Annotated in this window: 10 protein-coding genes; 7 read left to right on the top strand and 3 right to left on the bottom strand. The window is 39.0% G+C overall.

Annotated features, from left to right (window positions below; all coding sequences use genetic code 11):
* Positions 1-406 precede the first annotated feature (406 nt).
* Positions 407-1,246 (top strand): helix-turn-helix transcriptional regulator, encoded by an 840-nt coding sequence (locus CH377_RS07795; RefSeq protein ID WP_100723272.1) that lies wholly within the window; start codon positions 407-409, stop codon positions 1,244-1,246.
* 78 nt (positions 1,247-1,324) lie between these two features.
* Entirely contained in the window at positions 1,325-1,882 is a 558-nt protein-coding gene (locus CH377_RS07790; protein WP_100723271.1) for a YbhB/YbcL family Raf kinase inhibitor-like protein, read from the top strand.
* An 87-nt stretch (positions 1,883-1,969) separates the two neighbouring features.
* On the opposite strand, the gene CH377_RS07785 is transcribed toward CH377_RS07790, so the two are convergent.
* Complete coding sequence (locus tag CH377_RS07785) at positions 1,970-2,215, bottom strand: hypothetical protein (RefSeq protein ID WP_100723270.1); 246 nt, start codon at positions 2,213-2,215, stop codon at positions 1,970-1,972.
* A gap of 365 nt (positions 2,216-2,580) precedes the next feature.
* Here CH377_RS07785 and CH377_RS07780 point away from each other — a divergent pair, with 365 nt between their 5' ends.
* From CH377_RS07780 to CH377_RS07765, 4 genes are read left to right on the top strand one after another with little or no spacing between them, the layout of a single operon-like run.
* Complete coding sequence (locus CH377_RS07780) at positions 2,581-3,417, top strand: class I SAM-dependent methyltransferase (RefSeq protein WP_100723269.1); 837 nt, start codon at positions 2,581-2,583, stop codon at positions 3,415-3,417.
* Positions 3,418-3,460: 43 nt separating this feature from the next.
* Complete coding sequence (gene thiM, locus CH377_RS07775; RefSeq protein WP_100723268.1) at positions 3,461-4,252, top strand: hydroxyethylthiazole kinase; 792 nt, start codon at positions 3,461-3,463, stop codon at positions 4,250-4,252.
* Complete coding sequence (locus tag CH377_RS07770; RefSeq protein WP_100723267.1) at positions 4,249-5,130, top strand: NmrA family NAD(P)-binding protein; 882 nt, start codon at positions 4,249-4,251, stop codon at positions 5,128-5,130. Before thiM ends, CH377_RS07770 begins: the two co-directional genes overlap by 4 nt.
* Complete coding sequence (locus CH377_RS07765) at positions 5,127-5,945, top strand: sulfurtransferase (RefSeq protein ID WP_100723266.1); 819 nt, start codon at positions 5,127-5,129, stop codon at positions 5,943-5,945. The genes CH377_RS07770 and CH377_RS07765 overlap by 4 nt, the downstream gene beginning before the upstream one ends.
* Positions 5,946-5,952: 7 nt before the next feature.
* Here the strand turns inward: CH377_RS07765 and CH377_RS07760 are convergent, their stop codons facing one another.
* The gene (locus CH377_RS07760; RefSeq protein ID WP_086449354.1) at positions 5,953-6,591 is read right to left on the bottom strand and encodes a LuxR C-terminal-related transcriptional regulator; all 639 of its coding nucleotides are present in this window, start codon (positions 6,589-6,591) and stop codon (positions 5,953-5,955) included.
* A 19-nt stretch (positions 6,592-6,610) separates the two neighbouring features.
* Complete coding sequence (locus CH377_RS07755) at positions 6,611-9,751, bottom strand: ATP-binding protein (RefSeq protein WP_100723265.1); 3,141 nt, start codon at positions 9,749-9,751, stop codon at positions 6,611-6,613.
* 234 nt (positions 9,752-9,985) lie between these two features.
* Between CH377_RS07755 and CH377_RS07750 the strand changes: the two genes are divergently transcribed.
* Positions 9,986-11,263, top strand: a complete 1,278-nt coding sequence (locus tag CH377_RS07750) for an acetyl-CoA hydrolase/transferase family protein (RefSeq protein WP_100723466.1) — start codon at positions 9,986-9,988, stop codon at positions 11,261-11,263.
* Positions 11,264-11,321: the final 58 nt, after the last annotated feature.

The raw sequence follows: 11,321 nt of genomic DNA, 5'->3' as shown, positions 1-11,321 counted from the left end.
TTATTTATCGTTTAGAAACGAATAAAAGGATCCAGATATCGAAATAGCCTTGTTTAATATAATTTAATCAATTATAAGTATATTAAACAAATCAAATATACTAAAGATAGATCGAAACATTCGTTCCTGTTGGTATTCGAGAAGTTACGAAATTGGGAAATACTTTTTTATTCTTTCGGGAAATTAATAAAAACAGAAGAAGTGTGATGAATTCAACAAGGGCAAAGTACAATAAAACGAAAAGAAATTTCCATACGATAAATTGAATCCATTTAGATGGATATTTCTGACAGTTTATTCTATAAAATGTGTCTTATTTCCGCGAAAGAAATCGTGAAAATAAAAGTTTTCCATATGTTTTTTAGTTCCCATCTAATATTACTTACTTATAACTCCTAACTACCCTATGAAACGTTCTATCATATCTAGAGAGGGGGTCGGACTCTCGGCCACAGTGATCCAAAGAAGGGAATTATACCTTTCCAGAGTGGTCTCCGATCTACCCACACTTGTATTCGTGAAAAAAGGGATCAAAAGCTTAAAACAGAATGATCTGGAATTGGATATCAAATCAGGAGAGGCAGTAGCGATTGCCGGAGGCCAAGCATTCGACGTGATCAATCGACCCGATAATGGAGAATTTGAGGCGGCATGGATCGCATTCCATCCGAACGTGATCAGAAATTATAAACCCAATCTCCAGAACTTAAAAGATATTGAACCAGCATTCATTTTTTCTAATATAACTTCCGGATTTTCGGATGCATTTCGACTCGCAAGAGAATCTATTATCACGGACAAATTGATCTCTGACCAGGTTGCGATCCATAGAGCGACTGAAATATTGATCTGGTTAGGGGAATATGGTAGAAAATTTAAACTACCTTCTACTGATAATATCTCCCAAAAGGTCCGATCCTTCTTAAGCGCAAATCCTGCAAAGGATTGGTCTGCTATTGAAATTGCGGAACGCCTGGAAATGAGCGAAGCCACTTTAAGAAGAAGATTATCTTCTGAACTTTCTTCATTTTCGGAAATACTGATCGATGTCAGAATGTCATTTGCACTTTCCCTATTACAGGCAACGGACCGAAGTATTGGAGAGATCGCAAGGGAAGCTGGATATGATTCTGCTTCCAGATTTGCAGTCCGATTCCGGGACAGATTCGGTTATTCTCCCACAATGTTAAGAAGAGAAACAAGCCGTGATCGGAACGGCACAATCCTTGATCGGGTCCGGACATAAGACCTAATTTTTCATAAATTAGGAATGCATACTTAAACTTCCGGTGTTATTCTGCAACGCGTAGAACTCGGAGGTTTTATGAAGAGATTCCTATCGTTTCAAAACGGTATATTACTTTGTGCTTTATTCTTTGCCGGATCCGCGTTTGCCGGGGACCTAAAAGTCACTAGCTCCGCCCTCAAAGAAGGAGGAACAATTACGAACACTCATGTGTTTTCGGGATTCGGATGTTCCGGTGAAAATAACTCTCCAGACTTACAATGGTCAGGCGCTCCTAAAGAAACTAAGTTTTTTGCTGTAACTGCCTACGATCCGGATGCTCCAACTGGAAGCGGATGGTGGCATTGGACTGTGATCAATATTCCTGCTACCGTTACAAGCCTTCCTGCAAAGGCAGGAAATGATAAAGGACCTCTTCCTGCAGGTGCGGTCCAAGGTAGAACCGATTTCGGTAAACCAGGATACGGTGGACCTTGCCCTCCTAAAGGAGACAAACCTCATCGTTATATTTTCAAAGTATTTGCGTTAAAGGATAAGATAGACTTAGATGGCGAGGCTTCCGGCGCGTTAGTCGGGTTTTACATCAATTCCTTAAAACTTGCAGAAGGGAAATTGACTGCGAAATACGGAAGATAATTTTTTCTCCGAAGTCGGGTAAACCCGGCTTCGGTTCTTATATACTATTCGCAATTATTACAAAAACAAAAAGTGAACTAAAACAAATTATTCCGCATTCAATAAAGTAAGCGCGATCTCTTTAGAACAATCGTATGCTTCTATATCCAATACGAAATCATCTCCTGAAGTAATATTGGTAAGGATCTCAGTCCCGCTACTTCTCAATTCACCGGTGATTAAATTATCTAATTGCATGTATTCTACATTACCAATCCCGAATGTATAACCATGTTCGGTAAGTATGATCATTTTGTTCGACTTCTCATTGATGCCGGCAATCCTTCCTTTCATTATTCCTCCCCAATGAAACTAGATAAAAGTGATTACAAATATAGACGTATCTTATAAAAAATCCCTACACTATGTCTTACGATTTCAAAAAAAATTGCAAAAAATATTAAGTTAAATGTTGAGAAGCCGACCTAAGCCCATGAAGTCCTTAAGTGATGGATCCGTTTTTTATCCTAAGATAGAATATCATAACGCGACCCAAAAATGAAACGTTATGCGTGCTTAACATAGATACATTAGCCCTAATTCCTTTCGACTATAATTGCTTACTTTCCCTCCTTCTTCTTTATTCGTTGGTTGAATAAAAAAAGTTTGACTCATTCCTTCCTTTGAACACCTTCTGTTATATTATAATATAATTTAATATGTTAGATATATTGCTAAATATATTAGCCGACCCTTCTGATAAGGGAAATTTGCTCTGGAACCAGGAAAAACGAGTAGCACATAATCCTCGTTTGGGCTTGGACTACCCTTTCCAGAATGGTTTCCTCCATTTGACCAGACAAGACGCCGTCCAGAGCGACGATATCGGATCAGAAGCGCGTTATGAAGGTTTGGCGGAATGGTATGATTCTATTATGCAAGACCAAAACAATCGAGGGGACCTGGCAAATTCTGCGTATTCAATTTTGAAATCTTTGTTAGGTAACGGAGAAGGGATCGTTTTGGATATAGGATGTGGCACGGGACTTGCCGCGGAAATTACCAAAGAGTTGGGATATACTCCGATCGGGGTGGATCTTTCTCAAGACCAATTGAGGATCGCAGCAAAAAGACTTCCTGTATTTTTAGGCGATTCCGCAGAGCTTCCTGTCTCGAATCAGTCCATTCATCTCGCATATAGCACCTTTACTACTACCGATTGGGAAAATCTGGAAAGATCCGCGAAGGAAATTTTCAGAGTTTTGACCCCAGGAGGAAGATACATCGACATTGGAGTTCATCCTTGCTTTTACGGAGCTTACTCAGAACCTCTTTCTCAAGGTGAAATTTTGCAAAAACCTGGATATAATAAATCTCAGTTCATTGAACCGAATCTTTTGAAAGGGACAGTAAGAAGTAAGGTAGGTGCTTGGCATAGACCTGTTTCAGATGTGATCAATACTTTCTTAGCTGCAGGTTTTAAATTAGTAAAAGTGGTAGAAGGTGGACAAGGAGATCTTCCCCAACTTCTCGCATTAAGCCTATTAAAAGAATAGTTCGAAATAATTTTAAGTTTTTATTATATTAGGAGAATAAAATATGACAACCGCTTCTTTGACCCAAAAAACATGGCCCTCTCCCGACGTGGTCTCCGACCTGGCGGAAGTCCGTAAACATGCGCCACTTACTCATGTGCTCACCAATATCGTGGTCACGAATTGGACCGCGAACGTTCTTCTGGCTGCCGGGGCTTCCCCCGCAATGGTCATCGCGGAGGAGGAAGTTTCCGATTTCGCAACAATTGCAGGTGGAGTATTGATTAACGTAGGTACAATCAATAGTTTTGATGCAAAGGCCATTAAGGCCGCCGCGATTGCGGCCCAAAAAGCGGGAACTCCATGGGTTTTAGATCCTGTTGCAGTTGGCGCCCTTCGATACAGAACTGAAATTGCAAAAGATCTTTTACAACATAAACCGACTGTCATACGTGGAAACGCTTCAGAGATCTTAGCACTTGCAGGTGCTGTGGGCGGAGGGAAAGGTGTGGATTCTACTGCTGCTTCTTCAGATGCGCTTCCTCTTGCTAAAGAATTAGCGATTAACACGGGGGCCGTTGTTGCGATTAGCGGAGAAGTAGATTATATCACAGACGGAAAGGAGACAATCGCAGTTCCTGGAGGTCATATTCTGATGACTAAGGTTACAGGAGTTGGATGTTCCTTAGGAGCGTTGATCGCTTCCTTCTTAGGTATCCAAAAAGATCCGTTACGCGCTGCTGTTTCCGCATCCGCTGTATTTGCAATTGCAGGTTCCAGAGCTGCAGAAAGATCCTCCGGCACTGGAAGTTTTGCCGTGGCATTTTTAGACGAATTAAGCACACTTTCTGTATGAGTATTACTGTCGCAGTTCCTACAGGAAATATTGCTAAATTCCTTCTGCCAAAACTTTTAGAAGAAGGAAAAGATATTACCGTCCTAACAAGAAGCCCCCAGAAATTGGACACAACGATTAGAGAAAGAGTGATAATCCGACAAGGTGCCTTGGAAGACGAAAATTTTATCTTAGAAGCCACCAAAGGAACGGAAGCCCTCTACTGGTTGAACCCAGGCAACAAAAAGGCGGAAGATGTCCATGCTTGGTATCGTCTTTACGGAAAGAGCGTGTCTAATGCAGTTAAAAAGAACGGGATAGAATATGTGGTAAATATCTCCACAATCATTCCGGAAGTGGTAGAAGCCGGGGTAGCAGATGGGATCGTCCATGTGGAAGAATATCTTAATGAAACGGATGCAAATGTGGTACATCTTCGTCCAGGTTTCTTTTTGGAAAATCTTCTTCCTCAAATTTCGGAACTCAAATCCAGAGGAACGATCACATTCCCTATTCCCCCGAATAGAGAAGTTGCATTCATCGCCACTTCGGATATCGCGGATGTGGCTGCAGATTATCTTTTAAATAGGAATTGGAAAGGAAAGAAGATCCATGTTTTGCACGGAGGAGAGGATTTAACCTTTGAGGTTGCGGCAAAGGTCCTTAGTGAGGCAATCGGAACCACATTAAAATATAATTATATAAGTTTAGAAAATTTTTACGAAGACCTGGTGGCAAAAGGTGTGACAAACGCTGCAGCAGAGGGTTATACTGATATCTACCGTTCCATGCATCTTCCTAGAGAAGTGGAAGGAATACGCAGTTCTGAGACGACTACCCCTACTACTGTAGGACTCTGGGGGAAACGGGTCTTAAAACCTAAATTGGATTCTTTATGATCGTTGCTTCGGATTGGCTTTTTGAGCATTTAGATAATCCTAATATCAGAATTGTAGATATACGCGGAAGAGTGGAACATACTGAGCCAAGATATCATTCTGAGCCGGAACTTTATGCAAAAAGCCATATCCCGGGTGCAGTTTTTATAGATTGGACCAAAGATATAGTAGATCTGGAAGATACTATTCCTGTCAATATTGCTTCTCCCGAAAAATTCTCAGAACTAATGAGTAAATTAGGGATTTCTAATGATACGATCGTGGTTGCATACGACGACCATAATCGAATGTTTTCCAGCCGTTTGGCTTGGGCCCTTAGATATTACGGCCATACTGGAGGAAAAATTCTGGATGGAGGTTTTGCAGGTTGGGTAAAAGAAGGAAAACCTATTGATTCGGTGATTCCTGAATACCAAAGAAAGGAATTTATCGCCATCCCCCACCCTGACTTAAAACGAAATGCAGATGAAGTAGAATTCAGATCTACGGATACTCTTTTATTGGACGGAAGGCGTCCCGAAGTATATGCAAAAGGTTTTATTCCGGGTGCAATCAATGTATCTCATACAAGTTTAACAGATCCAGAAACAGGAAAATTTCTTTCTAAAGAGCACTTAAAAGAATCATTCAAAAACGCAGGAGTGGATATAGATTCTCTTCCTGAAAAAATTATCTGTTATTGTAATGGAGGGGTTTCTGCAACAGTTGTAGTAACAGCTCTTGGGATTTTAGGTATAGAAAATATTCCGGTCTATGATGGTTCTTGGAATGAATGGGGAAAGGACGAAAAACGTCCTAAGTCCCAACTCATCTGATCATCCCTTACGGTAATAATCCTATATCACTCGCCTTTCTCACCAGTTCGGCTCTATTATGTACATTCAGTTTTTTGTATATATTCTTCACATGGTGCTGGACCGTATACTTACTGACTTTTAGGAATTCTGCCACTCTTCCAATGGTTTTTCCTTTTACCATTTCATCCAGTATCTGTTTTTCTTTAGGGGTAAGTTTAAATTCCCCCGAATAATCCTTTTGTTTAAAACTGTTTAATACACGAAAAGCAATTGTAGGAGTGATGATTGCTCCCCCCTTTAGGACAGTGTCTACTACGTCTGCAATATCCTTCAATTCCGATTTTAGAATATAACCGATAGCACCGTTCTTTAAGGATTCATAAATTAACTCGTCCGAATTCATATTAGAGAGCATAATTTTGGAGATTTCCGGATCTCTTGCAGAAATTTTTCCTGCAAGTTCCACTCCATTCATTTCAGCTAACATTATATCTAAAAAAATAATATCCAAGGATCTTCCTTTTTCATCTTCCCAAAAGGATTCGGCAGATTCCCAATGGAAAACTCCACCTATCTCGGGAATAGATTCCAAGGTTTTTAGGATCTGATCCTTAAAACTTTCGTCGTTTTCTACAATTCCTACTTTGATATCTGAATTTTTCATGATCGTATTCACACCTTATTTATTTTACGGAAAAATTTCCGATCGGGATATTTATTTTTATTTTATACATATTTTCGACTAAGGACATTTCCACTTTTCCGCCCAGGCCGGAGATCCTATAGATCAGATTTTCCGTCCCTCTTCCTGTTTTATGTTTTTTTAGATGATATGAAGATTCCACATTCATTTCCGTGATCAAATCCGCGTTTTCCAAATAGAAATTCCATTTGGCAACTCCCTGCCCGTATTTTAGATCATTATTCGTAATCTCATTTACAATACTATAAAGTTCAATGATAGAAGTTTCATTTCTGCCTTCTTCAAAAAATTGAAGCACTTCGTCCTGGCATTCGAATTCTAAGTCTCTTTCCACATCGGAATATCTTCTGAGTAAGACTAAATTGATACCTGTGATAAAATTCTCGGATAATAAACCAAGGTCCTCAATCTTCAACATTTGTTCCCTAAGTATATGGATAGATTGATTCACTGCTTCATTGATCTTTTTGAAGATTGGTCTATCTTCTTGGTTTTGAGAGAGCAATTCCTCCGACAAAAACTTTAGGTCTGTAAGTTTTCCGCCCAGGTGATCATGTAAGTCGATATTGATCCTTTGCCTTACATTATTTACAGCTTCTCTTTTCTCATTCTCCTGGTTTAAACGGCTTTTATGACCATCCGCCAAAGCGAGCAAATTATTGATCCTTAAGATCAATTCTTCAAAATCGAAAGGTTTGAGTAGATAATCATTCGCGCCATTATTCAATGCAGCCATCAGGTCCTTGTCCTGATTTTTTGCAGTCAACATCAATATAGGAAGTTCCAGAGTGCTAAGCGTTTTACGGATCTCTCTGGCAGTATCCAAACCGGACATTTTAGGCATCATCACATCTAAAATAACAACATCGAAAACCTTATCTTTTTGTAATATTTCCAAAGCCTCTATTCCACTTTTTGCAGTCACAGAGGAAATATTTCGTAAAGAGAGATAGTTCTGTATTACCTGTAAGTTCACAGGCTCATCATCTACGACCAGAATCCTTGCATTCTTTTCCGAATCTGAGGGCTTACTCTGAAGATCTACAGTTGAATTTGGATGATTTCCTTCTTTATAATTTTTTAATTCTTTTCCATCCGATCTTGGGATTTTTCCGGATACCAATGGGATCGTAAAATAAAAACGAGAACCTGATCCGAGGTTGGATTCTACTCCAATTTCTCCACCGTGTAATGCGACCAATGCCCTACTGATAGAAAGTCCAAGCCCTGCACCTGAACTATTTTTGGAATCTCCCCTTTCTACTTGTTCAAAAAATTCGAATATCTTTTGGTGTTCAGTAGGATCTATCCCGATCCCTGTATCTTTTACGCTGATCTCTGCGATTCCAAGCGCTTTGATCCGAGCACTGACTACTATCTCTCCGTTCTCAGTGAATTTGATCGCATTACTCACTAAGTTTTGCAAGATCTGCTGTAGTCTATTCTCGTCTGCAAGCAAGTCAGGAAATTCAGGTAAGATCGCATTTACCAATTTTATCTTAGTTTGGTCCGTGGAGATCCTATTTAATTCTAGAGTGAAATTCACCGCTTGGTATAAGTCCACGGACCTTAAATTCAGATTTAAATCTTTATGTTTTAATTTAGAAAAATCTATAATATCATTTACTAAACTAGAAAGTCTTTGTCCGCTCGTGACGATCATCCCTAATTGTCTTTCCACGGATTGGGATAATGGACCGCCTACTCCTCTTTTCAAAGAATCCGCAATACCGATGATCCCTTGCAAAGGAGTTCTTAACTCATGAGAAGTATTTGCTAAAAATTCATCCTTCAGTTTATCCAAAGATATTAATCTTTGATTAGATTCTTTTAAATCATGCGCTAATGTTTCTGAAAGTTGATAGGCACTTGTAAATCTTTGAGAGACCATAAATGCCTGAGCCACGAAGAAAGAAGCTATTCCATAAGAAGAGAAGTATGCAGTATTTATAATCATATTCGCATACAATATATCGTTTGTCACTACTGCAAAAAATAAAAGGAAGAAGAATAAGCCTACATCAGCTCCTAACTTCTTGTTCCGCATTGCTTTCCAAAAAACATATACTAAATAAAAACAAGCACCAGTTACTAAAATCCCAAAAATAGAAATAGTCTTAGAATATATGACTAAAGGAGTGAATAGCACGATGAACGAAAGTCCAACAACGATACTAATTAAAAACCGAATAACTTTTTTGTTTATCTCATCCGGATATAAGGTTTGGATAAATAATGGAAAGAATATGGCGATAAAAAAGCTGGATATTAATTCCAATCTATATCCCCATTCGAAATCAAAATTAGGAAAAATAGAATATAATATCCTTTCTCCGGTGATCAAAATTCGAATTGTGGAACAGATTGTTAAAATTCCATAATATAGTGTGGAAGTCTCTCTTCTTAAAAATGCAAATAAGCTTAGGTGGTATAGACCTAAAACAAAAAGTCCTCCGCCCACAAAAAGATCCAATCTAACATTACTTTGGCGTATAGTGACCAAATCTTTTCTTTTTCCGATAAAGATCTTTGCCCAAGGTCCTCCTTTAAAATGGGAAAAATTGGAGATCTCTATCGCAATTTCATTCTCAATCCCAAGGTCAAAAATTTCACTTACTCCCGGTCTATATAAAGGTTTGCTTGTCTCAGGGGTTTTTCCAACTTCTCCGCTGGAAATTACCTTCTTTCCATTTACATAAAGTGTATAAGATGTGGAGGCTTCCAACATCTTGATCGCCATATCGGTTTCCGGTTTTTCTAAACGAACGAGTATCTTATAAGTTGCATATCCGAAACCGGGATACTTTTGGTCCTTATATTCATTCCAAACGTTCGGAACATCTCCGAATTTGATCTGCCATTCCGATTTTCGAGAAGGATCCAGATCGACCCTTAAAGGACTTTTGATCTCTGAAAATAATTGGGACCAATAAAATGCCCAGTCACCTTCTATACTTAGCGGTTCTTCCTTTCCAAAGTCCCAATCTTTGCTTAGGTCTAATATTCCATTTTCTACTCTCGGTTTTTTCTTAGAAGAAGATTCTGACTTACATCCCAAACTGAAAACTAGTAATAAGATCAGTAAAACTCCTCGGAATTTTTGAGAGAAAATGGAAACCATCTACACTGATTCTTCAGACCATTCCGGATTTATAAACCTTTTTAATATTCCAAAAGACTATTCGGGCAAGAAATAGAAGGAGCAAAATTCTCCCTTATTCTAGGGATCTTTTTTGGATCCAGCGAACCTTCTTCTTATATTCTTTTTAAAGGCAAAAACTAAGAAATATCAATACATTCTCCCGAATTTTGTCCCTTGACTTCTACTCGGTAAAAATTGAAAAATTATTCCGATATGGATTTACATTTTGTTTCCCCTAAAGAAGCAGTTTCAGAGATCAAAAACGACCAAAGAGTCTTCATACATAGCGTATACGCAGCTCCAAAACTTTTAATAGAAGCATTGAGTGCGAGAGCCTCCGAATTACAAAATATTGAGATCGTCCATATTCATACGGAAGGAGAAGTTCCATATGCACAAAATGGAATGGAGACTTCTTTTCATACTAACGCACTGTTTGTAGGTGCAAACATGAGAGAAGCAGTAAAAGAAGGTAGAGCGGATTATCTTCCTATTTTCTTAAGTGAATGCCCTTCCTTATTCAGAAAAAAAATACTCCCATTAGATGTGGCTCTAATCACTGTTTCTCCTCCTGATAAACATGGGTTTTGTTCTTTAGGAGTTTCCGTAGATACGAGCAAAGCCGCAGTAGATTCCGCAAACATTGTAATCGCCCAGGTGAATCGTTTCATGCCCAGAACTCACGGAGACGGGATCATTCATATAAACAAAATCCATAAATTAGTAGAAGGTAATATTCCATTATTAGAAGCAAAACATACTGAACCCGATCAAATAGAAACTAAGATTGGAGAATATATTGCAGGTCTCGTAGAAGATTCCGCAACTCTCCAAATGGGGATCGGTGCTATTCCCGATGCGGTTCTATCTTGTTTAAAAAATCATAAAGATCTTGGAATTCATACGGAAATGTTTTCTGACGGCGTAATTCCTTTGGTAGAAAAAGGAATTATCACCGGTAAAAATAAAAAGATCCACCCGGGAAAGATCGTAACTGGATTCGTGATGGGGACCAGAAAACTTTATGATTTCGTGGATGATAATCCGGAAGTTGTATTTTTAGATATCGGTTATATAAATGACACTGCAAATATTCGCAAAAACCCGAAAGTAACTGCAATCAATTCAGCAATCGAAGTGGATCTAACGGGCCAAGTATGCGCGGATTCTATCGGAACCAGGCAATACTCCGGCGTGGGAGGACAAATGGATTTTATCCGAGGAGCTTCTCTTTCAGAAGGAGGAAAACCGATTATTGCGCTTCCTTCCGTCACTTCTCACGGAAAATCTCGAATTGTTCCAATATTACAACCTGGGGCAAGCGTAACCACTACGAGAGCCCATGTTCATTATGTGATCACAGAATACGGCATTGCAGATCTTTACGGCAAAAACCTGAAACAAAGAGCCAAACTTCTTACGGAAATTGCCCACCCGAATCACAGAGAATCCTTGGAAAGAGAAGCATTCGAAAGGTTTAAAGGATTTTAATTCTCAAAATCGAAAGCTTAAACACATTCTGAAATACATTAAGATTTTATTAAGCACT

This window comes from Leptospira haakeii (genome assembly GCF_002812045.1).
Classification (GTDB): Bacteria; Spirochaetota; Leptospiria; order Leptospirales; family Leptospiraceae; genus Leptospira_B; species Leptospira_B haakeii.
This window is presented reverse-complemented; position numbering and strand designations above follow the sequence as displayed.